This is a genomic window from Streptomyces sp. NPDC043952 (genome assembly GCF_056435325.1).
In genome coordinates, this window is record NZ_JBWKES010000022.1 from 43,904 (window position 1) to 66,173 (window position 22,270).

Below are 22,270 nucleotides of genomic sequence, written 5' to 3' on the forward strand. Positions count from 1 at the left end.
TTCCCTACACGCTGTAGGGTCTCGCCGTAGTCCCGTCCCCCTTCCCCAAGGTGACCAGTCACCATGCCCGCTCCGCAGTCGGCCCAGTCGACCGTCCCCGCCCCGCACGCCCCCGCCGAGCGCCCTTCGCGCCGCCCGTTCCCGCCGATCACGCCCAGCCCCCGGCTGCGCGCCGCGGCGGCCTCGGCCACGGTGTGGTACCTGCGGTTGATCGCCGTGCTCAACGTCCTCGCGGTCCTCTCCCTGCCGTTCCGCCAGGAGGTCCACGAGCACAACACCAGCAAGCTCTTCAACCACGAGCACCCGCACCGCCACGTCGGCGCGTTCTTCACGCCGTACCTGGCCACCGGCGGTCTCGTCTCGGCCGCGCTCGCGATCTTCCTGATGCTGGTGATGCGGCGCCGCAAGCGCGCCGCCTGGCTGACCAACATCGCGCTGGCCGGGCCGCTGTTCGCGGTGTACGTCGTCGGGCTCATCACCCGGGACCGGTACGCCGACCACGTCTTCAACTGGGTCTCCGCCGGTCTGACCGGCCTGTTCGTGGCCGCCCTGCTGATCGGCAGGCGCGAGTTCAACGCGGTCGGCGACCCCTCCAACCCGAAGCTGGCGCTGGCCGTCGGCGCGGGCGGGCTGCTGGCCACCGGCGGCCTCGGCACCCTGCTGGTGCACGCCACCAACAAACTGCCCGGCGCCAATCTCACCGACGAGATCGTCTACACCTATCTGCGCGGCATCAGCGTCGGCGTGTTCGCCGACCGCATCGACCATGTGCACGCGCCCCGCTGGACCGACATCACGGTCAACGCGCTGCTGGCCGGGGCCTTCTGCCTCGTCCTGTACGCCTGCTTCCGCTCCCCGCGCGGCAAGCAGCTGCTCACCGCCGCCGACGAGGAGCGGCTGCGCGCCCTGCTCGACAAGCACGGCGCCCGCGACTCCCTCGGCTACTTCGCGCTGCGCCGCGACAAGGCCGCCGTCTTCTCCCCCAGCGGCAAGGCGGCGATCACCTACCGCGTCGTCGGCGCCGTCTCCCTCGCCTCCGGCGACCCGATCGGCGACCCCGAGGCATGGCCCGGCGCCATCGACGCCTGGCTCGCCGAGGCCCGCAGGCACGCCTGGATCCCGGCGGTCATGGGCGCGAGCGAGGAGGCCGGCACCGTCTACGCCCGGCACGGCCTCGACGCCCTCGAACTCGGTGACGAAGCCATCGTGGACATCGCCGACTTCACCCTCGAAGGGCGGCCGATGCGGGTGGTCCGGCAGGCCCACAACCGGGTCAAACGGGCCGGCTACACGGTGCGCATCCGGCGCCACGAGGACATCCCGGCCGACGAGATGGCCGTCCTCGTCGACCGCGCCGACCACTGGCGCGACGGCGCCACCGAGCGCGGCTTCTCCATGGCCCTGGGCCGCCTCGGCGATCCGGCGGACGGCCGCTGCGTGATGCTGGAGTGCCGCGACGCCGACGGCCAGCCGCGCGCCCTGCTCAGCTTCGTACCCTGGGGCGAGCACGGCCTCTCCCTGGACCTGATGCGCCGCGACCGCGACTGCGAGAACGGCCTGATGGAGTACATGGTCGTCGAACTCCTGCTGCGCGCCAGCGAGTTGGGGGTACGACGGGTCTCGCTGAACTTCGCCATGTTCCGCTCGGTCTTCGAACGCGGCGCCCGTCTCGGCGCCGGTCCGGTGCTGCGGCTGTGGCGCTCGATCCTCACCTTCTTCTCCCGCTGGTGGCAGATCGAGTCCCTGTACCGGGCGAACGCGAAGTACCGGCCGGTGTGGGAGCCGCGGTTCCTGCTCTTCGCCAAGTCCAGCGACATCCCGCGCATCGGGCTGGCGAGCGCGCGGGCGGAGGGGTTCCTCACGCTGCCGGGGATGGGCGAGCGGTCGTAACCGCCCTTGGGCGGGGGCCCGGTCAGCCCCCGCCGACCGTGAACCCGATCACCGCGCCCCCGCCCTCCCGGCGGTACGCGAACGGCGCTCCCCCGTGCGCCATCGCCACCTCGCGCACGATGGACAGCCCGAGCCCCGAGCCCGGCAGGGAGCGCGCGTCGGCGGCCCGGTAGAAGCGGTCGAAGATGCGGATCAGGTCGCCCTCCGCGATGCCCGGCCCCCGGTCCAGGACCTCCACCCGGACGGTTCCGGGCCGGGCCGGGCCCATGACGTGCACCTCGATCGGCGCGTGGCCCCCCCGGTCGAACTTGGCCGCGTTCTCCACCAGGTTGGAGATGGCCCGCTGGAGCATTCCGGGCCGCCCGTCGGTCGTCGTGTCGCCGCTCGCGCGCAGCACGATCTCCCGTCCGGTGCGCCGCGAGGCGAGCCCCACCACGTCCTCCGCGATATCGGCGAGATCCACCCGCTGCGGCGGCTCGGTGTCCGACTGCCCGGCGGCGAGATCAACCAATTCGTTGACCAGGTCGGTGAGTTCCCGTGCCTCCTGGGTGAGGTCGGCGACCAGGTCGTCGCGGGTGCCCGGCGGCAGCTCGTCGATGCGGCGCAGCAGCGAGATGTTCGTACGCAGCGAGGTGAGCGGCGTGCGCAGCTCGTGCCCCGCGTCCTGGACCAGGCGCCGCTGGTCCTCCTCCGACTGCGCGAGCCGCCCCAGCATCCGGTCGAAGGCCCGCCCGAGCCGCCCCACCTCGTCGAGGCCGGCCACCGGCACCTCGATGCCCAGGCGCCGGGTGCGGGCGACGTCCTCGGCGGCGGAGGTGAGCACCACCAGGCGCCGGGTGATCCGGCGGGCCAGCCACCAGCCGAACAGCCCGGCCGCGACCACCACGGCCGCCATCAGGATCAGCGTCCGCTGCTGGAGCGTGCGCAGCAGGTCCTCGGTGTCGCTGAACTCCTGCGCCACCTGCACCGCGCCCCGCCCGTCGCCGAGCGAGACGGTGGCGATGCGGTAGAGGTCGTCGCCGACCTGGACGTCCTTGTGCTCGACCGCCTTGCCGGCCGTCCGCGCGAGCGCCATCGCCCGGTCGTGGGAGGTGACGGGCAGCGACGGGTCGCCGTGGTCGACGATCTGGCCCTGCGCGCCGAGCACCTGCACATCGGTGCGGGCGGGCCGGACCAGGTCGTGGCCGGGCCGGGAGGAGGAGAAGTCCTCCGGCACCATCCGGTGCTGCCGCACCTCGTCCCGTACGTCCTGCACGACCTGGGCGAACACCGTCTGCTGGTCGACCCGGACCAGCCGGGCCGCGGAGCCGTACGACACGATGCCCACGAGGATCGCGACGGCCGCGGTGACGGCGGCGAAGGAGATCGCGAAGGTGGTGCGCAGGGAGACCAGCTTGGGCCGGCGCCGGGCGAGCGTCCGGCGCAGGCGGCCCACTCAGTCCTCCCGCAGCACGTAACCCACGCCGCGCACCGTGTGGATCAGCTGCGGGGCGCCGGGCTCGTCCAGTTTGCGGCGCAGATAGCCGACGTAGACGGCGAGGTTCTTGGAGCCGGGCCCGAAGTCGTAGCCCCAGATCCGGTCGTAGATCGTGGAGTGGTCGAGGACGATGCCGGCGTTGCGCACCAGCAGTTCGAGCAGTTCGAACTCGGTGCGGGTCAGCTCCAGTTCCCGCCTGCCGCGCCAGGCGCGGCGGGCCTGGAGGTCCATGCGGACGCCGGCGGCCTCCACCTGCCGGTCGGAGAGCTGGGGCTCGCCCCGGCCGCCGCCGTCGCCGCCGGCCGGGCCCGCGGGGACCGGGCTGGTGCGGCGCAGCAGGGCGCGCAGCCGGGCGAAGACCTCCTCGACGTCGAAGGGCTTGACCACGTAGTCGTCGGCGCCGGCGTCCAGGCCCGCGATCCGGTCGGCGGTCTCCACGAGGGCGGTGAGCATGAGGATCGGGGTGCGGTCGCCCTCGGCACGCAGCACACGGCAGACCTGGAGGCCGTCGATGCCCGGCATCATCACGTCCAGCAGGAGGACGTCCGGCGGGGTCTTGTGGGCCTGTGCGAGTGCCTCGACACCGTCGGCCACCGCCGTCACCTCGTACCCTTCCAGGGTCAGGGCACGTTCGAGGGCGTGGCGGATGGCGCGGTCGTCTTCGGCGAGGAGCACAGTCTGGGGCACGGAACCAGTCTGCCAAGGCCGCCGGCGGTTCGGCGGGGCAGGCTGGGCCTACGATCACCCTTTTTACCGCGCTCTCACCATGGGGCGGGCAACGGGCGCGGCTCGCCTACCGTCTTCTCACCGAACGGGGTGGGGAAGCGGCCCGGTGATCCCCTCACCATCGGGCGCGGCACCATTCTGGCTGATCGCGCGGTTCCCCGCGCCGCTCCGGGGCGCTCGCAGTGCCGCCGGCTGTTCGGCGAAGGGGACGACACCCGCCTCCTTTCGCCGCTCCGTCTTCGGCATCAGCGCGGCCAGTTCCCGTGCCGCGCGCTCGATCCGCTCCGGCAGTCCCTCCCCGCCCCAGTCCTCCGAGGCGGCGTAGACACCGGTCGGTACGACGACGGCCCGCAGGTGGGAGAAGAGGGGGCGCAGGGCGTGGTCGAGGACCAGGGAGTGCCGGGCGGTGCCCCCGGTCGCGGCGATCAGCACCGGCTTGCCGGCCAGCGCGTCCCTGTCGAGCACGTCGAAGAAGGACTTGAACAGCCCGCTGTACGACGCGCTGAACACCGGTGTGACGACGATCAGCCCGTCGGCCCCCGTCACCGCGTCCTGCGCGGCGGCGAGCGCCTTGTCCGGAAACCCGCTGGTGAGGTGGTGCGCGATCGCGACGGCCAGCTCGCGCAGCTCGATCACCTGAAGGTCCACGGGCGTCCGGTCCGCCACCGCCGCCGCGAGCCGGTCGGCCAGCAGCCGGGTGGACGAGGGGACACTCAGTCCCGCCGATACGACGACGAGCTTCACGCGGCACTCTCCTGCTTCCCGTGCGTGTCGTTCTCTTCCTTCGCGGCCAGCAGCGACCGGTGGGTCGGCGCCTCCGGAACCCCCGCCGGGCGGCCCTTCGCGAACTCCTCGCGCAGCACCGGCACGACCTCCTCGCCCAGCAGGTCCAGCTGTTCCAGGACGGTCTTCAGCGGCAGCCCGGCGTGGTCCATCAGGAACAGCTGGCGCTGGTAGTCGCCGACGGTCTCGCGGAACGCCAGGGTCCGCTCGATCACCTGCTGCGGGGAGCCCACCGTGAGCGGGGTCTGCTCGGTGAAGTCCTCCAGCGAGGGGCCGTGGCCGTACACCGGGGCGTTGTCGAAGTACGGCCGGAACTCGCGCACCGCGTCCTGCGAGTTGCGGCGCATGAACGCCTGGCCGCCGAGGCCGACGATCGCCTGCTCGGGGGTGCCGTGGCCGTAGTGGGCGTAGCGCGCCCGGTACAGCTCGACCATCCGCCGGGTGTGCCCGGCCGGCCAGAAGATGTTGTTGTGGAAGAAGCCGTCGCCGTAGTACGCGGCCTGCTCGGCGATCTCCGGGGAGCGGATGGAGCCGTGCCAGACGAACGGCGGCACGCCGTCCAGGGGCCTCGGCGTGGAGGTGAAGCCCTGGAGCGGGGTGCGGAAGGTGCCCTCCCAGTCGACGACGTCCTCGCGCCACAGCCGGCGCAGCAGGGCGTAGTTCTCGATGGCGAGGTCGATGCCCCGGCGGATGTCCTTGCCGAACCAGGGGTAGACCGGGCCGGTGTTGCCGCGGCCCATCATCAGGTCGACGCGGCCGTCGGCCAGGTGCTGGAGCATCGCGTAGTCCTCCGCGATCTTCACCGGGTCGTTGGTGGTGATCAGCGTGGTGGACGTGGAGAGGATCAGGTTCTCGGTGCGCGCGGCGATGTAGCCGAGCATCGTGGTCGGGGACGAGGGCACGAACGGCGGGTTGTGGTGCTCGCCGGTCGCGAAGACGTCCAGGCCGACCTCCTCGGCCTTCAGCGCGATGGCGACCATGGCCTTGATCCGCTCGCGCTCGGTCGGCGCCCGCCCCGTGGTGGGGTCCGGTGTGACGTCACCGACCGTGAAGATCCCGAACTGCATGGCCGCTCACCCTCCAAGTGGTTTATTGTTCAACTACATGGGGGCCAACGGTACCCCGCGCCCGGATATTCCGGCACCGGCCCCCCGGCATGCCAAGCTGCCGCCATGACGACGATCCTCCGTTCCGCCGCCCTCTTCGTCCTCGCCGCGATCTTCGAGATCGGCGGGGCCTGGCTGGTCTGGCAGGGGGTGCGGGAGCAGCGCGGGTGGTTGTGGGCGGCCGGCGGGGTGCTCGCGCTCGGGGCGTACGGCTTCGTCGCCACCTTCCAGCCGGACGCGCACTTCGGGCGCATCCTCGCGGCGTACGGCGGGATCTTCGTGGCGGGCTCGCTCCTGTGGGGCGCGATCGCGGACGGCTACCGGCCCGACCGCTGGGACATCGCCGGGGCGCTCGTCTGCCTCGGCGGAATGGCGCTGATCATGTGGGCCCCGAGGAACGGCGGCTGAGCCTCGCCTACATTGGACGGAGCCGACCGTCACACCCGAGGAGCAGCCCATGGCCACGACCGCCCCGTCCGCCGCCTCCCGCATCGCCGTCGTCACCGGTGCGAGCAGCGGCATCGGCGCCTCGACGGCCCGGCAGCTCGCCGCCGCCGGCTACCGCGTGGTGCTCACCGCCCGCCGCAAGGACCGTATCGAGGCCCTGGCGGAGGAGATCAACGCGGCGGGTCACGCGGCGACGGCGTACCAGCTGGACGTGACGGACCGCGCGGCCGTGGACGAGTTCGCGACGGCCTTCACGACCATCGGCGTCCTGGTGAACAACGCGGGCGGCGCGCTCGGCGCCGACCCGGTGGCCACCGGCGACCCGGCCGACTGGCGCACGATGTACGAGACGAACGTCATCGGCACCCTGAACCTCACCCAGGCCCTGCTGCCCAAGCTGGAGGCGAGCGGCGACGGCGTCGTGGTCGTGGTCTCCTCCACCGCCGGACACGCGACGTACGAGGGCGGCGGGGGCTACGTCGCCGCCAAGCACGGCGCCCATGTGCTCGCCGAGACGCTCCGCCTGGAGATCGTCGGCCGCCCGGTGCGCGTCGTGGAGATCGCGCCCGGCATGGTCAGGACCGAGGAGTTCGCGCTGACCCGCTTCGGCGGCGACGCGGAGAAGGCGGAGAAGGTCTACGCGGGCGTGGCCGAGCCGCTGACCGCGGACGACGTGGCCGAGACGATCACCTGGGCGGTGACCCGGCCCAGCCACGTCAACATCGACCTGCTGGTGGTGCGCCCGCGCGCCCAGGCGTCCAATACGAAGGTGCACCGGGAGCTGTGATGACCGAAGAAACCGCCGGCGCGCCCGCACCCCTGACCCCCGGCGAGGAGTTCGACCAGCGCCGCCTCGCCCGCGAGAAGCGGGACGAGCGCAAGGTCTGGTACTTCCTCGCCTACTTCCTCTTCGGCATCCACCTCGTGGCGTTCGTCATGATCTACGCCGTGCGGCACGGCAAGTAGACGCACCGGGTCAGCGGGCCGCCCGCCACGCCGGGTCGTCCACGATCACCGCGTTCGCCGGGATGATCTCGACGTCGTCCTCGTCCTTCTGCCGGACGTACTTGGTGGTGGCGTACGCCCGCTTGCCCGCGCCGACGCACTTGGTGGCGAGGTTGCCGAACCCGTCGGGGAAGTTGTAGACCTCGGCGGGCGAGTCCTCCCCGGCGCGGCCCGCCACCGGGGCGTCCGCCTTGCCGCGCTCCTCGTAGTGCTGCCGGGAGCAGCCGCTGAGCGCCAGCGCCGCGCAGATCCCCGCCACGGCGAGGCGCGCGCTCAGCCGGCGCATGCCTTGTCCTCCACGATCTGCACGTTCGACGGCCCGCTGGCGTTCGTCGTCACATACGCCCGGAACCCGTGCCCCACGCACTTGGTGGCCAGGTTCCCGAAGCCGTCGGGCATGTTGTAGACCTCGGCGGGCGTGTTGTCCCCCGCCCGCCCCTGCACCGGCGCGTCGCCCTTGCCGCGTTCGTCGTTGTACTTCTGCGAGCAGCCCGCCAGCAGGCCCGCCACGATCACCACCAGACCCGCGGCCCGGATCGCCCCGCCTCTGCGCACTCGGTTCATCGGCCGTCCCTCCCCAGAGAGTTCCCGTGAAACTGCCGCGCGGTCGATGCCCGCGCTGGTGCCCGCACCTGAGGACAGCGGAGGGGACCGGTATGGTTCCGGCCCCCACTGGCCCCCACCGGCCCCCACCGGCGCCCGCCGCCCCGAGCCCCCGCCCCGGCGCCCGCCGTCCTCAGCCCTTGACGCAGACGACCTGCTTCAGCTTCGCCACGACCTCCACCAGGTCCCGCTGCTGGTCGATGACCTGGTCGATGGACTTGTAGGCGCCCGGAATCTCGTCCACCACACCGGAGTCCTTGCGGCACTCCACGCCCCGCGTCTGCTCCTCCAGGTCCTTGGCGGTGAAGCGCCGCTTGGCCGCGTTGCGGCTCATGCGCCGGCCCGCGCCGTGCGAGGCGGAGTTGAAGGAGCTGTCGTTGCCCAGGCCCCTGACGATGTACGAGCCGGTGCCCATGGAGCCCGGAATGATGCCGAGGTCACCGGAGCCGGCCCGGATCGCGCCCTTGCGGGTGACCAGCAGGTCCATGCCGTCGTACCGCTCCTCCGCCACATAGTTGTGGTGGCAGGAGATCTCCGGCTCGAACAGCGGCTTGGCCTTCTTGAACTCCTTGCGGATCACGTCCTTCAGGAGCGCCATCATCAGGGTGCGGTTGTATTTCGCGTACTCCTGCGCCCAGAACAGGTCGTTGCGGTACGCCGCCATCTGCGGGGTGTCCGCGACGAACACGGCGAGGTCGCGGTCGACCAGGCCCTGGTTGTGCGGGAGCTTCTGGGCCACGCCGATGTGGTGCTCGGCCAGCTCCTTGCCGATGTTGCGGGACCCGGAGTGCAGCATCAGCCAGACCGCGCCGGTGGTGTCGGTGCAGACCTCCACGAAGTGGTTGCCGCTGCCGAGCGTGCCCATCTGCTTGATGGCGCGTTCCTGGCGGAAGTGCACCGCCTCGGCGACCCCGTGGAAGCGCCCCCAGAACTCGTCCCAGCCGCTGGTCGGCAGGGCGTGGAAGCCGCCGGGGTCGACCGGGTCGTCATGCATGCCCCGGCCCACCGGGATCGCCTGCTCGATCTTCGAGCGCAGCCGGGACAGGTCGCCCGGCAGATCGCCGGCGGTCAGCGAGGTCTTCACCGCGGACATCCCGCAGCCGATGTCCACCCCGACCGCGGCCGGGCACACCGCGTCCCGCATCGCGATCACCGAGCCGACCGTGGCGCCCTTGCCGTAGTGCACGTCCGGCATCACGGCCAGGCCCTTGATCCACGGCAGCGTCGCCACGTTCTGGAGCTGGCGCAGGGCGCCGTCCTCGACCGTGGCCGGGTCGGCCCACATCCGGATCGGCACCCGCGCGCCCGGCATCTCCACGTACGACATGACTTCCTCGTCCCCCCGGACTCGACAACAAGAACAACTGAAACAACAAGAACAGTGATAACAAGAGCAGCGATAAAGGGTTAAAAGCAGCAATAAGGAAAAACAGCGCCCAGCGCGGCGAAAGGGGACCGCGGACCGGCATCCACGGCGGCGCGTGCGATACACATTGTCTCCAGGCCAGCCCCCGCCGCGGCAAGCGAATAACCAGCGGGGACACTGAGGCGACCATCGCGCGCATCCTCGGAGCGCAGCCGTCGGAAGGAGCCCGCCCGTGCAGCGGAAGGCGTACGTAACCGGCACCGCCGCCCTGCTCGCGGCGCTGCTCGCGGGCTGCTCCGGCGGCTCGGGCGGCGGCGGGGCGGCGGACGACGCCAACCCCGGCGACGCCGGCACCGCCGCCGCCGCGGCCCAGCCCGGCCGCTACCGCACCCTCCCCGAGCCCTGCGGCGCGGTGAGCCACAGCACCCTCGACGCGCTGCTGCCCGGCATCAAGCAGATCGCCGACCCCGACCAGCGGGACAAGGCGTACCAGGGCGAGGCGGAGCTGACGTACGACACCGACCGCAAGGTCGGCTGCCGCTGGAAGGTCCCCTCCGCCGACGCCACCGACCGCCTTTCGGTCGACCTGGAGCGCGTGGTGTCGTACGACAACACGGTCAGCGACGACGACCAGGCGCGGGAGCTGTTCGAGCAGAAGGAGTCGGCCGCCGGTCTGCCCGCCGCGAGCGACACCTCGCCCTCGCCCAGCCAGAGCGGCGGCACCTCGCCCTCGGACACCCCGTCGCCCGGCGGCTCCCCGAGCGGCACCTCCTCCGCCTCGGACTCCCCCTCGGGCGCGCCGGGCCCCGATCTCCAGCCGCGCACCCTCTCCGACCTCGGTGACGAGGCGTACCTCGACGACAAGCTCGGCACGTCCGGTGCGACCGCCGCGCAGCGGACGGTGACTGTGGTGTTCCGCACGTCCAACGTCGTCGTCACCATCCAGTACGAGGAGCAGCCGATGGCCGCGGGCGCGGCCCCCGACAGCAAGGAAATGCAGGACAAGGCCCGGAATCTGGCCGCCAAGCTGGACGACGCGCTGGGCAGCTGATCCGCTCGCGCACTCCGCGCGCACCCGGCCGCAAAGGTCCCGGACGGCAACCGCACAGCTCCTTCACCGCGTACGGTGGGGCCCCGCAGGAACCCGCACGAACACCGAGCGTCATGAGTGAAGGAACCATGCAGCGAGTCAAGCGAGACGACCGTGCCCGGCTGGAACAGCGAAACAGGCGGCTGCGCCGTGCCCTTGTCTGCGCGGCGGCACTCCCCGCGGTACTGATCACCGCGGCCTGCTCCTCGGACTCCGGCGATTCCAAGCCCAAGAGCGGCTCCACCGGCGCCTCCAGCCCGGCGGGCGACAGCGCCGCGCCGTCCGCCAGTTCCTCCCCGACGGTGGCACCGGCGGCGTACAAGACGCTGCCGGACGCCTGCAAGGCGCTGTCGAAGAAGACCCTGGGCGACATGGTGCCGAAGGCCGACAGCTCGGGCAAGAAGGGCAGTTCGGACGAACCGTCCTCGCGCGGCTCCTGCTCCTGGAGCAGCCTGAGCAACAACGGCGTCAAGGGCTCCCAGTTCCGCTGGCTGAACATCTCCCTGCTGCGCTTCGACTCCGACGCCACCCGCGGCGCGGCGAACACCCAGGCGCACGAGTACTTCGTCAACCAGGTCAAGGACGCCCAGTCGGTGAGCGGCGCCAAGAACGCCAAGGTCGCCTCCGTGTCCGGCACCGGCGACGAGGCGACGTCCGTGCGCTACGACCTGAAGAAGACGGAGGGTCTCTTCAAGCAGGAGACCCTGGTGGCGCGGGTGGAGAACGTCGTCGTCACCCTCGACTTCAACGGCGCGGGTCTCGCGGGCGACAAGACCCCCGACGCCGACGACCTCGCCACCTCCGCGCAGAAGGCCCTCAAGGAGGCCGTGAACTCGGTTTCCGCGGCCAACAGCGGTTCCGGGTCCGGCAGTTCGTCCGGGAGCCCGTCCGGGAGCCCGTCCACGAAGCCGTCCGGCAAGCCCTCGTCGTCCGCGTCCGCCGAAAAGAGCTGACCGAACGGGCTTACGCCGACCGGCGCCACACGCGTCGCACGCGTGTGCCACCCTGTTGCGCGCAACAACAGGCAACGGGAGGGGAGTACGAGTGGCCGCGCCACCGCAGCTGACTCGGATGCACCGGATACTCATCGGCGTGGTCGTGGGCGGTGCCCTGATCATCGCGGGCATCGGCTTCGCCGGTTCGTACGCGGCCGTCCGTGAGCTGGCCCTGAAAAAGGGCTTCGGGAACTTCGCCTATGTGTTCCCGGTCGGCATCGACGCGGGTATCTGCGTCCTGCTGGCCCTGGACCTGCTGCTGACCTGGATCCGCATCCCCTTCCCGCTGCTGCGCCAGGCCGCCTGGCTGCTGACGGCGGCGACGATCGCGTTCAACGGCGCCACCGCCTGGCCCGACCCGCTCGGCGTCGGCATGCACGCGGTGATCCCGATCCTGTTCGTCGTCGCCGTCGAGGCGGCCCGGCACGCCGTCGGCCGGATCGCGGACATCACGGCCGACAAGCACATGGAGGGCGTCCGGCTCACCCGCTGGCTGCTCTCCCCGCTGCCCACGTTCCTGCTGTGGCGCCGCATGAAGCTCTGGGAGCTGCGCTCCTACGAGCAGGTGATCAAGCTGGAGCAGGAACGTCTCGTCTACCAGGCCCGGCTGCGCTCCCGCTTCGGCCGCGCCTGGCGCCGCAAGGCCCCGGTGGAGTCCCTGATGCCGCTGCGCCTGGCGCGCTACGGCGTCCCGCTCGCCGAGACCGCCCCGTCCGGCCTGCTGGCCGCGGGCATCGAGCCGGTGCTCCTGTCCCCGGCCGCCCCCGCCCCGGAACTGACCGCGGGGACCGCGGCGGCACCGGCGGCGGACGCGGTACCGGTGGCGGCGGGGGCCGTACCGGCGCCGGCCGCCACCGCGGAACCGGCCGCCCGGCCGGCCGCCACCGGCCCGGCACCCGCCCCCGCGCCCACCGCCACGCCCACCGCACCGGCCGCCGCGCCCCACCCCGCCCAGGCCCCCGCGCCGGAGGAGGCGAGCCCCTGGTTCCAGGCGCCGCGGGAGGTCGAGTACCACGGCGGTTACGACCCCTCCTTCGAGCCGCCCCCGGACCCCCAGTACGACCCCGAGGAGCAGTACGAGGACTGGTACGAGGGCCAGCCCCCGGAGCGCTTCCAGCAGCCCTCCCCCGAGGAGACCGGCAGCTTCCCCATCCCGGTGGGCCCGCACCGCACCCGCGAACTGGGCGAGGGCGGCGGCACCCCCGCCGCCGAACCGGACGAGGACGCCTTCTACCAGGTCTTCCGGCAGTCGATAGACGGCAGTTACCCCACGCCCCACATCCTGGGCGAGAACATCCAGGCGACCTACGGCACCCAGCTCAGCCCCGCCGAGCTGAAGTCCCTCGCCGCCCGCCTCCAGCGCCACGAGGTGGAGCTGGAGGAGGACCACATCGCCTGACACATGAGCGAGGGGCCCTCCCGCAGGAGGGCCCCTCGCTCATGCGCGGATCACTGGCCGAGCAGCGTCCGCACCCGCTCCTGTCCCACCGCGAGCAGCAGCGTGGGCAGCCGGGGACCGGTGTCCCGGCCCACCAGCAGCTGGTACAGCAGCGCGAAGAACGTCCGCTGGGCGGTCTTGATCTCCGGCGGCAGCTCCTTGGGCGTCGCGTCCGCCGAGAACCCGGCCTGCACCTTCGGCACGCCGTAGACGAGGTGCGTCAAGCCGTCCAGCGACCAGTGCTCGGCGAGGCCGTCGAGCAGCAGCCGCAGCGACCGCTGGGACGCCTCGTCCAGCGACTTCAGCAGCTCGGCGTCCGGCTCCTCGCGCACGATGGTCCGCTGGTCGGCGGGCACGTGCGTGTTGATCCAGGCCTCGGCCTTGTCGTACCGCGGCCGGGCCTCGGCCAGCGAGGACAGCGGGCGCTGCGGGTCCAGCTCGGAGAGGATCCGCAGGGCCTGGTCCTCGTGCCCGGCCGTGATGTCGGCGACGGACGCGAGCGTGCGGTACGGCAGCGGGCGCGGCGTCTTCGGCAGCTCGCCGGCCGCCGTGCCGACCGCGCGGGTGTACGCGGCCACGTCACCCGGCAGCGCCGAACCCTCGGCGACCTTTGCGGCGAGCTTGTCCCACTCGTCGTAGAGCCGCTGGATCTCCTGGTCGAAGGCGATCTTGAAGGACTGGTTGGGCCGGCGGCGGGCGTACAGCCAGCGCAGCAGCTGCGGCTCCATGATCTTCAGCGCGTCCGCCGGGGTGGGCACGCCGCCGCGCGAGGACGACATCTTGGCCATGCCGGAGATGCCGACGAACGCGTACATCGGGCCGATGGGCTGCTCGCCGCCGAAGATGCCGACGATCTGCCCGCCCACCTGGAAGGACGACCCCGGAGAGGAGTGGTCGACCCCGCTCGGCTCGAAGATCACGCCCTCGTAGGCCCAGCGCATCGGCCAGTCGACCTTCCAGACCAGCTTGCCGCGGTTGAACTCGCTCAGCCGGACGGTCTCCGTGAACCCGCACTCGTTGCAGGTGTACGACAGCTCGGTGGTGTCGTCGTCGTACGAGGTGACCGTCGTCAGGTCCTTCTCGCAGTTGCCGCAGTACGGCTTGTACGGGAAGTACCCGGCGCCGCCCGCGGAGCCGTCGTCCTCGGCCGCGGCGCCGGAGCCCTCCTCGGCCTCCAGCTCGGCCTCGTCCACGGCCTTCTGCTGCTGCTTCTTGACCTTGGGCTTGGTGCGGTACTGGGCGAGGATCGCGTCGATGTCACCGCGGTGCCGCATCGCGTGCAGGATCTGCTCGCGGTAGACGCCCGAGGTGTACTGCGCGGTCTGGCTGATGCCGTCGAACTCGACGCCCAGCTCGGCCAGCGATTCGACCATCGCGGCCTTGAAGTGCTCCGCCCAGTTCGGGTACAACGAGCCCTTCGGGGCCGGCACCGAGGTCAGCGGCTTGCCGATGTGCTCGGCCCAGGACTCGTCCACGCCCGCGACGCCCGCGGGGACCTTGCGGTAGCGGTCGTAGTCGTCCCAGGAGATCAGGTGCCGGACCTGGTGCCCGCGGCGGCGGATCTCGTCGGCGACCAGGTGCGGGGTCATGACCTCGCGCAGGTTGCCCAGGTGGATGGGGCCCGACGGGGAGAGCCCGGACGCGACGACGACCGGTTTGCCCGGGGCCCGGCGCTCCGACTCCTCGATGACCTCATCCGCGAAACGGGAGACCCAGTCGGTGGTCTCGGTGCTCTGAGCCACGATCGGCACGTCCTTCTTTCTCCATCGGGCAGCCGTGACGGTCGCACGGCTGACCGCTCCATTGTCCCAGCCGGGACCACTTCCGCGAAAACGCCTTTTCAACGCGTGGGACGCGCTCACCGGGCCCCCCGTTCACCGGCGGACCGGAAAATTCGTTTGGGCCCCCGTGGGATACTGGGCGTGACGATCCATCCCCACGAGGAGAACGGCACCTCACCTATGGCCTCGGTCACGTCCCTCAGCGACTCCGTCCGGCAGCAGCTCGCGTCCGCCCTCACGGCCACCCTGCCGGAGGCCGCCGGCGCGGACCCGCTGCTGCGACGAAGCGACCGGGCCGACTTCCAGGCCAACGGCATCCTGGCCCTCGCCAAGAAGGCCAAGGCGAACCCGCGGGAGCTGGCCACGCAGGTCGTGTCGCGGGTGACCACGGGCGCGGTGATCGAGGACGTCGAGGTCTCGGGCCCCGGCTTCCTCAACATCACCGTCGCCGACCGGGCGATCACCGAGAACCTCGCCGCGCGGTACACGGACGAGACCGGCCGCCTCGGCGTGCCGTACGCCCCCGAGCCGGGCACCACGGTGATCGACTACGCCCAGCCGAACGTGGCCAAGGAGATGCACGTCGGCCACCTGCGCTCCGCGGTGATCGGCGACTCCGTCGTCCAGCTGCTGGAGTTCACCGGCGAGACCGTGATCCGCCGCCACCACATCGGCGACTGGGGCACCCAGTTCGGCATGCTCATCCAGTACCTGGACGAGCACCCGCACGAGCTGGACCACAAGGCGTCCACCGAGGACACCGCGGCCTCCGGCGAGGAGGCGATGTCCAACCTGGACCGCCTCTACAAGACCGCGCGCAAACTCTTCGACTCCGACGAGGAGTTCAAGACCCGCGCCCGCCGCCGGGTGGTCGACCTCCAGGCCGGCGACCCGCACACGCTCGCCATCTGGCAGAAGTTCGTGGACGAATCGAAGATCTACTTCTTCTCCGTCTTCGAGAAGCTGGACATGGAGATCCGGGACGCGGACATCGTCGGCGAGTCGGGGTACAACGACATGCTGGCCGAGACCTGCCGCCTCCTGGAGGAGTCCGGCGTCGCGGTCCGCTCCGAGGGCGCGCTGTGCGTCTTCTTCGACGACATCAAGGGCCCCGACGGCAACCCGGTCCCGCTGATCGTCCAGAAGTCCGACGGGGGTTACGGCTACGCGGCCACCGACCTCTCCGCGATCCGCGACCGCGTCTTCAACCTCAAGGCCGACACCCTGCTGTACGTGGTGGACGCCCGCCAGGCCCTGCACTTCCGCATGGTCTTCGAGACCGCGCGCCGGGTCGGCTGGCTGAACGACGACGTGACCGCCGTCCAGCTCGCCTTCGGCACCGTGCTCGGCAAGGACGGCAAGCCGTTCAAGACGCGCGCGGGCGAGACGGTCCGCCTGGTCGACCTCCTCGACGAGGCCATCGACCGCGCCTCGGCCGTGGTCCGGGAGAAGGCCCAGGACCTCTCGGAGGAGGAGATCGCCGAGCGCGGCGCCCAGGTGGGCATCGGCGCGGTGAAGTACGCGGACTTGTCGACGTCGGCGAACCGCGACTACAAGTTCGACCTGGACCAGATGGTCTCGCTCAACGGCGACACGTCCGTCTACCTCCAGTACGCCTACGCCCGTATCCGGTCCATCCTCCGCAAGGCCGGCGACACCCGCCCCGCCGCGCACCCGGAGCTGGAACTGCACGACGCCGAGCGCGCGCTGGGGCTGCACGCGGACGCCTTCGCGGAGCTGGTGGCGGAGGCGGCCGCCGAGTACGCCCCGCACAAGCTGGCCGCGTACCTGTACCAGCTGGCCTCGCTCTACACGACCTTCTACGACAAGTGCCCGGTCCTGAAGGCCGAGACGCCGGCCCAGGTGGAGAACCGCCTCTTCCTGTGCGACGTGACGGCCCGCACCCTGCACCGGGGCATGGCCCTGCTGGGCATCAGGACCCCGGAGAAGCTCTGACCGACGGGTCGGCGTTCCACTCCGCCAGCTCCCGCGCCCTGCGCGCCAGCGCCGTCCGCACCTCGTCCGGCGCCAGCACCCGCAGCGGTGTGCCCAGCGTGAGCAGATAGCGGGCCAGGCCGTCCGCGTCCGGGCCCCCGATGTCGACCACGGTCGCGTCGGGGCCGTCCGGGCGATGGGTGCCGACGGTCGGCGGGACGAGCCGCAGGGCCCGGTCCAGGGGGACGGGCAGGCGGACGGTCGCGGAGAGCGGGTAGGGGCCGTTCGCGATGTTGCGGGAGACCAGCCGGGCCGGGTCCGGCGGGTCGGTGAGGTCGGCGGGGTGACCGGTCGGCTGGAGGCGGTCGACGCGGTCCGCGCGGAAGGTGCGCCACTGGCCGCGCGCCACGTCCCGCGCGACCAGGTACCAGAGCCGGCCGGTGTGGACCAGCCGGTACGGATCGATGTCCCGGACCGTGGCCCTGCCCTCCGCGTCCGTGTACGACAGCCGGGCCCGCTCCTCCCTCCGGCAGCCGGCCGCCAGCTCCAGCAGCAGCCCCGGACCGACCCCGGACCCGTCGGCGCCGGGCAGCCGTACGAACGCGTCGTCCAGTTCGCCCAGGCGGTCCGCGATGCGGGCGGGCAGCACCTACCGGAGCTTCAGCAGGGCCGACAGCGCGGCCTGGTCGCTGCCCGCCGCCCGGTTCAGCGCCGCCTCGCTCAGGCCCACCGCGACGGCCAGCGCCTCCTCGTCGTCCAGGATCAGCGGCGGCAGGCGGGAGCCGGCCCGCAGCCGGTAGCCGCCCCAGGGACCGGCCCCGGAGTCCACGGTGTAGCCCAGCTCGCGCAGCCGGGCGATGTCCCGGCGGACCGTACGGTCCGTGATCCCCAGCCGCCCGGCCAGCTCGGCGCAGGTCCACGAGGGGCGCGCGGACAGCAGGGACAGCAGACCCAGCAGACGGGCGGACGCCGCTAGCACGGGCTCGTCCCGGGGGGCCTTTGGCACACACTTCGCACGACCAGGACCGTACCTGTCCTGGTCGCGTCGTAGCGTCCCTTCCATGACTACGGAGACGACTTCCGCGATCCGCTGTGCCGCCGTCACTTTCGACTGCGCCGACCCCGCCGAACTCGCCCGCTTCTACGCCCGGTTGCTGGACTACCCCACCCTCTTCGCCACCGACGACTTCATCCTGCTCGGCACCGAGGGCGCCCCCGGTCTCGGCTTCACCCGCATCCCCGACTACCGCCCGCCCACCTGGCCGGACCCGGCCCAGGGCAAGCAGGCCCATATCGAGCTGGGCGTGGACGACCTGGCCGCCGCCGAGCGGCGCGCCGTCGAACTGGGCGCCGTCAAGCCCGAGTTCCAGCCGGGCGAGCGGCGCTGGACCGTGCTCCTGGACCCGGCAGGCCACCCGTTCTGCGTCACGACCCTGGCCTAGCGGAAGGGTCTCGCGCCGGCCGTTGTCAGACCCTCCCCCTACAGTCCTCCTCATGGCGACTCTTCCCAACCCGCTGCCCCGGCTGGCCACCGATCCCAGCGGCCGGGGCCTGGGGCTCCGACTGCCGCCCGGCAGGCTGCTCGACATGACCGACGACGGCCCCCACCACGAGCCGCTGCTCTGGCTCGCGGACAAGCCGGCCGCCCCCGGCACCTGGACCGCCCTCGGCGCCCCGGCCGCGCGCGCCGGGCTGCTGCCGGTGCTGGTAGAGACGGGCGGCCCCCAAGGCGGGCCCGAGGAATGGGAGTTGATACCGGACGACATGTCCTATCCGGGGGACCACGACCCGGAGGAGGTCCTCGCCGAGTACTGGGAGGGCGACGGGGAGGGCGACGGGGAGGGCTGGGAGAGCGGTGACATGCTGGAGCCGTTCGGCCCTCAGTGGCCTGGTACCGCCCCCGCCAGGAGGTTCGGCATCGACCCGGCCACGTGCGCGGCGCGGGCCGCCGACGAACTCGCCGGTGACGAGCGCCAGTCCGTGTTCCCGGCCCCCCGCCTCGCCCTCGTGCCCGCGCGCCGCTCCGCCGACATCCCGGCCGCGATCGGCTGGGCCGGCCCGCTGAACCACGAGAACGACGTGGCCCGGCTGTGCGCGGTCCTGCGCTCCTGGGAGGACCGTTTCGGCATACGGGTCGTCGCGCTCGGCTTCGACGCCCTGCTGCTGTCCGTGGCCGCCCCGCCCGCCGACCAGGCCGAGGCCGAGGCGGTGGCGGCGGAGCACTTCGCGTTCTGCCCGGACAACATCACGCAGGGCACGGGCTCCCTGCGCGCCTACGCGAAGGAGCTGATCGGCGAGACCACGTGGTTCTTCTGGTGGGACTGAGCCGGCGGTGACGGCGGCTGCCGGTGACGGCGGCTGCCGGTGGCTGCCGGTGATGGCCGCGCTGCCGGTGGCGGCGACTGCCGGTGATGGCGGCTGCCGGTGGCTGCCGGTGATGGCGGCTGCCGGTGGCTGTCGATGGCGGTGGCCGCCGGTGGCCACCGCCATCGGTGGCTACTGCGCGGGCGCCCACTTCTCGCCGCCCAGCGGGAAGGCGTAGGCGGGGCGCCCGTTGCTGCCGCTGGTGCGGAAGGGCCTGCCCTTGTCACCGATCTCCAGGGTGCCGTGCCGCCCACCACTGGACCAGGACAGCTCCAGGTACCAACTGACGTCGTACGCCGACGCGTTCGCCGTGACGTAGAAGACCTCGGGGTCCGACTCGCTCACGCTGAGCGGGAAGCCGCGCTGCCCGGCCACCGGCTGCACGGCCGGCCGCAGGGCGTCCAGGGCGACGGTGAAGGAATGCGTGGGCACCCCGCCCCCGCAGCCGACGCCGGGGTAGCCCATGGCGTAGTCGTTCCAGGCGAGCGGCGCGCGCTTGCCCGCCATCCGTACCGACATGCCCTCCAGCACCACGGTCTGCTTGCCGCTGCCCTGCACGGTGAGCGTGACGAACTGCTCGCCCGCCGAGACCGCCTGGTGCACGGCCACCCACGCGGGCGCGTCGTTCTCGACGGGCGGCGGGGAGACGTCCGCGGGCGGGCGGTCGATCAAGTAGTGCTGGGAACAGGGGCTTTCCCAGGAGTACGGGTGGGTGGTGATCGCGAGGGGGGCGGCCGTGGACTCCGCCCCGTCGGCGGTCACCCCGCCCGGCGGTCCGCTCGGGCCGGCGTCCGGGCCCCCGGCGTTCCCCCGCGTGGCGGAGGGCGACGGGTGCCCGGCGGAGCCCGAGGGTGAAGGCGAGGGACGGCGCCGGGGGCTGGTCCCGGTGCCGGTGCCGGTCGCCGGTGCGGGGTCGGAGACGGTGGCCCCGGTGGGGGCCGCGCCCTGGTCATGGCTCCCACCGCCGGGCAGCGCGAACGCGAGGGCCACGGCGCCCAGTACGGCGGCTCCGGCGAGGGCGGCGACCAGGGCGGGACGGCGGGGACGGAGGCGGGCGCGGGGAACGGCGGCTTCCGGGGCGGGGGTTGGCGCCGGTTCCGCCGCCGCCTCCGATACCGGCTCCGTCGTCGGCGCGTGCCCGCTGCCCTCGGACACGGTGTCCCCGGCGACCGCCGCCGCCCCACCGACGACTACCGCCTCCCCAGAGACGGCTGCCTCCTCGGAGACGGCTGCCTTCCCAGAGGCCGCTACCTTCCCAGAGGCCGCTACCTCCCCAGAGGCCGCTGCCTTCCCAGAGGCGGCTTCCTCCCCGGAGGCCGCCTCCCTGGTGGCGGCCGCCTCCCGGAGCGCCCCCGCGCCCCCTGCCCCTCCGCTCACCACCCCCGCGGGGGCCTCCCCCGCGGCCCCCTCGGCGCCCGTCCCGGCAGCCCCCTCACCCGACCCCCCGACGGCCTCCGCAACTACCCCCGCAGCCGCCGCCTTCCTCCCCCGCCCCGCGTCCGCCAGCACCCAACTCCGGTGCAGCGCCACGAGTTCCGCCGGGGACGCCCCGCAGAGTCGCGCCATCCGTTCCACCGGGGCGTAGTCCGTCGGCACGGCCTCCCCGTTGCAGTAGCGGTGCAGCGTGGACGTGCTCATGTGGAGCCGCTTGGCGAGCATGCCGTAGCTGTGCCCGGAGCGGTCCTTCAACTCCCGCAGCCGCTCGGCGAATCCGGTCCCCCCGGTGCTGTCCGACACGGTCCTTCCCCTCCCCCTGTCCCGTTCCCCCGTTCCAGGGGAGGGACGTATCCGCAGGTCATCGCCTGTTTGGTCGTTCCAGCGTCCCGGATCGGCGGCCGGAGCTGGCGGGCGGGACGAAACGGCCCGCAGGCTGTGGACATCCAAGCACCCCACGACCCGGAAGCGAGAAGCGCCATGCGCGACCGCCGTACCCACCGCACCCGTACCCCCCTTCTCGCCGCGGCCACCGCCGCCCTCGCCGCCCTCGCCCTGACGGCGTGCGACAACGGCACCGGCACCAAGGACGAGGGCGCCGCCCGGCACACCCCGTCGGCGAACGCGAGCACCGGGGCCTCCTCCGGCACGCGGCCCTCCGCCGACGCGAAGGCGCCGCAGGGGACGGCCGGCTCCGCCGCCAAGGGCACGCAGACCTCGGCCGACACCCACCGGGGCACCGGCGGCACCGGCGGCACCCGAGGAACCCACGCCTCCGGCGGCTCCGGCGGTGCCAAGGCCACGGGCAACCCGTGGGACCCCGAGAACCGCGTCCTGTGCAACGGCTCCAACACCAAGGTCACGGCCCAGGTGCTGTCCCGCCCGCTCAACCACATGCTGCTCACGGTCAAGAACACCGGCTCGAAGTACTGCGACCTGACGTACTACCCGGTGCTCCGCTTCGACGGGATGCAGTGGGCGCCCGGCGCCGACGAGTCGACCCAGCCGCAGGCGGTCACCACCCTCGCGCCCGGCGAGTCCGGCTACGCGGGCGTGCTGCTGTCCGCCGCCGACGGCAGCGGCGACGGCGGGCAGACCGGCCACAAGCTGACCGTGTACTTCCAGGGCATGACGCCGCACAGCGACGGCGGCGCCACGGCGAACGTCGCGCTGCCCGCGAAGGGCGTGTACTACGACAGCACGCTGAAGGTCACCTACTGGGTGTCCGACCCGTCCGACATCGCGAGCTGGTGACCCGGACCCCCCGCGGGGCGACGGCCTAGTAGGCGACGGAGATGTGCTGCCGGGGATGCGCGTCCCGCTCGATCTCGTCCACGACGGCCAGCGCGAAGTCGGCGCCGGAGATCTCCGACCTGCCCCGCTCGTCGAGCAGGGCGACCTCCCCGCCGACCCGGTACGTCCCGGTCCGCTCGCCCGCGGCCCAGGCGCCGTAGCCGCCCGCGGGCGAGACCAGGGTCCAGTCGAGCGAGGCGGGCGCGGCGGTGGTGAGCCACTCGCGGACCGCGTCCATCTCGCGCGCCTCGGACCGGAACTGCTCGGGCAGGTCCCCCTCGGCGAACCGGGGCGCGCCCGGCGCGGGGCGCAGCGAGGAGAAGCCGCCGATCACGATCAGCCGGGCGCCGGCGGCGTCCGCCGCGGCGGCGATGTCCCGGTACAGGCCGGGCAGCCGGCCCACCAGGTCGCCGCGCGGCGACAGGGCCGCGACCACCGCGTCCCGGCCGGGGACCTGCCGCGCCGGGGGGCCTTGCGCACCCCCTGTCGGTCTTCCCCCCTCTCCCCCGCTGTTTCGGTGCGCGTGCTCTTATGTCC

The 22,270-nt window shown here is 72.6% G+C and carries 23 protein-coding genes; 11 read left to right on the forward strand and 12 right to left on the reverse strand.

All coding sequences use genetic code 11. The features are described from left to right. Positions 1 to 63: 63 nt before the first annotated feature. A complete protein-coding gene (locus tag AC069R_RS23665; RefSeq protein ID WP_478768801.1) occupies positions 64 to 1,890 on the forward strand; it encodes a phosphatidylglycerol lysyltransferase domain-containing protein in 1,827 nt (608 codons plus the stop codon). 22 nt (positions 1,891 to 1,912) lie between these two features. On the opposite strand, the gene AC069R_RS23670 is transcribed toward AC069R_RS23665, so the two are convergent. The 4 genes from AC069R_RS23670 to AC069R_RS23685 all read right to left on the reverse strand — a co-directional run bounded on the left by AC069R_RS23670 (position 1,913) and on the right by AC069R_RS23685 (position 5,943). After that, the gene (locus AC069R_RS23670) at positions 1,913 to 3,325 is read right to left on the reverse strand and encodes a sensor histidine kinase (RefSeq protein ID WP_478768802.1); all 1,413 of its coding nucleotides are present in this window, start codon (positions 3,323 to 3,325) and stop codon (positions 1,913 to 1,915) included. Beyond that, positions 3,326 to 4,042 carry a response regulator transcription factor gene (locus AC069R_RS23675; RefSeq protein WP_397987214.1) on the reverse strand — a complete coding sequence of 239 codons (717 nt, stop codon included), beginning with the start codon at positions 4,040 to 4,042 and terminating at the stop codon, positions 3,326 to 3,328. Between the two features lie 129 nt (positions 4,043 to 4,171). Continuing rightward, positions 4,172 to 4,837 (reverse strand): FMN reductase, encoded by a 666-nt coding sequence (locus AC069R_RS23680; RefSeq protein ID WP_478768803.1) that lies wholly within the window; start codon positions 4,835 to 4,837, stop codon positions 4,172 to 4,174. Then, complete coding sequence (locus tag AC069R_RS23685) at positions 4,834 to 5,943, reverse strand: LLM class flavin-dependent oxidoreductase (protein ID WP_478768804.1); 1,110 nt, start codon at positions 5,941 to 5,943, stop codon at positions 4,834 to 4,836. Before AC069R_RS23685 ends, AC069R_RS23680 begins: the two co-directional genes overlap by 4 nt. 105 nt (positions 5,944 to 6,048) lie before the next feature. On the opposite strand from AC069R_RS23685, the gene AC069R_RS23690 reads away from it, so the two are divergent. The 3 genes from AC069R_RS23690 to AC069R_RS23700 are packed head-to-tail and all read left to right on the forward strand — an operon-like array spanning position 6,049 to position 7,395. Further along, positions 6,049 to 6,390 carry a YnfA family protein gene (locus AC069R_RS23690; RefSeq protein WP_478768805.1) on the forward strand — a complete coding sequence of 114 codons (342 nt, stop codon included), beginning with the start codon at positions 6,049 to 6,051 and terminating at the stop codon, positions 6,388 to 6,390. A gap of 49 nt (positions 6,391 to 6,439) precedes the next feature. Further along, positions 6,440 to 7,216 (forward strand): SDR family NAD(P)-dependent oxidoreductase, encoded by a 777-nt coding sequence (locus AC069R_RS23695; protein WP_478768806.1) that lies wholly within the window; start codon positions 6,440 to 6,442, stop codon positions 7,214 to 7,216. Then, positions 7,216 to 7,395, forward strand: coding sequence for a hypothetical protein (locus AC069R_RS23700; RefSeq protein ID WP_478768807.1), 180 nt, complete (start codon positions 7,216 to 7,218; stop codon positions 7,393 to 7,395). The genes AC069R_RS23695 and AC069R_RS23700 overlap by 1 nt, the downstream gene beginning before the upstream one ends. Before the next feature lie 10 nt (positions 7,396 to 7,405). Here AC069R_RS23700 and AC069R_RS23705 read toward each other — a convergent pair whose 3' ends face one another. From AC069R_RS23705 to AC069R_RS23715, 3 genes are all read right to left on the reverse strand, one after another. Continuing rightward, entirely contained in the window at positions 7,406 to 7,720 is a 315-nt protein-coding gene (locus tag AC069R_RS23705; protein ID WP_478768808.1) for a hypothetical protein, read from the reverse strand. After that, positions 7,708 to 7,998, reverse strand: a complete 291-nt coding sequence (locus tag AC069R_RS23710) for a hypothetical protein (protein ID WP_478768809.1) — start codon at positions 7,996 to 7,998, stop codon at positions 7,708 to 7,710. Before AC069R_RS23710 ends, AC069R_RS23705 begins: the two co-directional genes overlap by 13 nt. 172 nt (positions 7,999 to 8,170) lie before the next feature. Continuing rightward, complete coding sequence (locus AC069R_RS23715) at positions 8,171 to 9,364, reverse strand: RtcB family protein (RefSeq protein WP_478768810.1); 1,194 nt, start codon at positions 9,362 to 9,364, stop codon at positions 8,171 to 8,173. Positions 9,365 to 9,635: 271 nt separating this feature from the next. Here AC069R_RS23715 and AC069R_RS23720 point away from each other — a divergent pair, with 271 nt between their 5' ends. The 3 genes from AC069R_RS23720 (at position 9,636) to AC069R_RS23730 (ending at position 12,887) form a co-directional block, all read left to right on the forward strand. Beyond that, positions 9,636 to 10,454 (forward strand): DUF3558 domain-containing protein, encoded by an 819-nt coding sequence (locus tag AC069R_RS23720; RefSeq protein ID WP_478768811.1) that lies wholly within the window; start codon positions 9,636 to 9,638, stop codon positions 10,452 to 10,454. Between the two features lie 128 nt (positions 10,455 to 10,582). After that, the gene (locus AC069R_RS23725; RefSeq protein WP_478768812.1) at positions 10,583 to 11,446 is read left to right on the forward strand and encodes a DUF3558 domain-containing protein; all 864 of its coding nucleotides are present in this window, start codon (positions 10,583 to 10,585) and stop codon (positions 11,444 to 11,446) included. Positions 11,447 to 11,564: 118 nt separating this feature from the next. Beyond that, positions 11,565 to 12,887, forward strand: coding sequence for a DUF2637 domain-containing protein (locus AC069R_RS23730; protein WP_478768813.1), 1,323 nt, complete (start codon positions 11,565 to 11,567; stop codon positions 12,885 to 12,887). Between the two features lie 50 nt (positions 12,888 to 12,937). Here AC069R_RS23730 and lysS read toward each other — a convergent pair whose 3' ends face one another. Then, positions 12,938 to 14,677: a lysine--tRNA ligase gene (lysS, locus tag AC069R_RS23735; RefSeq protein ID WP_478768814.1), complete on the reverse strand. Its 1,740-nt coding sequence runs from the start codon at positions 14,675 to 14,677 to the stop codon at positions 12,938 to 12,940. Positions 14,678 to 14,887: 210 nt separating this feature from the next. On the opposite strand from lysS, the gene argS reads away from it, so the two are divergent. After that, positions 14,888 to 16,663, forward strand: coding sequence for an arginine--tRNA ligase (gene argS, locus AC069R_RS23740; protein ID WP_478768847.1), 1,776 nt, complete (start codon positions 14,888 to 14,890; stop codon positions 16,661 to 16,663). Here argS and AC069R_RS23745 read toward each other — a convergent pair. Beyond that, the gene (locus tag AC069R_RS23745; RefSeq protein ID WP_478768815.1) at positions 16,641 to 17,291 is read right to left on the reverse strand and encodes a WYL domain-containing protein; all 651 of its coding nucleotides are present in this window, start codon (positions 17,289 to 17,291) and stop codon (positions 16,641 to 16,643) included. The two genes, argS and AC069R_RS23745, sit on opposite strands and share 23 nt — an antisense overlap. Continuing rightward, on the reverse strand, positions 17,292 to 17,621 hold the full coding sequence (locus AC069R_RS23750; protein ID WP_478768816.1) for a helix-turn-helix transcriptional regulator: 330 nt from the start codon (positions 17,619 to 17,621) through the stop codon (positions 17,292 to 17,294). It abuts the gene before it with no gap. A gap of 82 nt (positions 17,622 to 17,703) precedes the next feature. Here AC069R_RS23750 and AC069R_RS23755 point away from each other — a divergent pair, with 82 nt between their 5' ends. Continuing rightward, on the forward strand, positions 17,704 to 18,084 hold the full coding sequence (locus tag AC069R_RS23755; RefSeq protein ID WP_478768817.1) for a VOC family protein: 381 nt from the start codon (positions 17,704 to 17,706) through the stop codon (positions 18,082 to 18,084). Positions 18,085 to 18,136: 52 nt separating this feature from the next. Then, entirely contained in the window at positions 18,137 to 18,967 is an 831-nt protein-coding gene (locus tag AC069R_RS23760; protein ID WP_478768818.1) for a DUF4253 domain-containing protein, read from the forward strand. Positions 18,968 to 19,138: 171 nt separating this feature from the next. Here AC069R_RS23760 and AC069R_RS23765 read toward each other — a convergent pair whose 3' ends face one another. Further along, the gene (locus tag AC069R_RS23765; RefSeq protein WP_478768819.1) at positions 19,139 to 20,743 is read right to left on the reverse strand and encodes a helix-turn-helix domain-containing protein; all 1,605 of its coding nucleotides are present in this window, start codon (positions 20,741 to 20,743) and stop codon (positions 19,139 to 19,141) included. A gap of 177 nt (positions 20,744 to 20,920) precedes the next feature. On the opposite strand from AC069R_RS23765, the gene AC069R_RS23770 reads away from it, so the two are divergent. Beyond that, positions 20,921 to 21,694, forward strand: coding sequence for a DUF4232 domain-containing protein (locus AC069R_RS23770; RefSeq protein ID WP_478768820.1), 774 nt, complete (start codon positions 20,921 to 20,923; stop codon positions 21,692 to 21,694). A 25-nt stretch (positions 21,695 to 21,719) separates the two neighbouring features. Here the strand turns inward: AC069R_RS23770 and AC069R_RS23775 are convergent, their stop codons facing one another. Continuing rightward, positions 21,720 to 22,169: an NAD(P)-dependent oxidoreductase gene (locus tag AC069R_RS23775; protein WP_478768821.1), complete on the reverse strand. Its 450-nt coding sequence runs from the start codon at positions 22,167 to 22,169 to the stop codon at positions 21,720 to 21,722. Positions 22,170 to 22,270 lie beyond the last annotated feature (101 nt).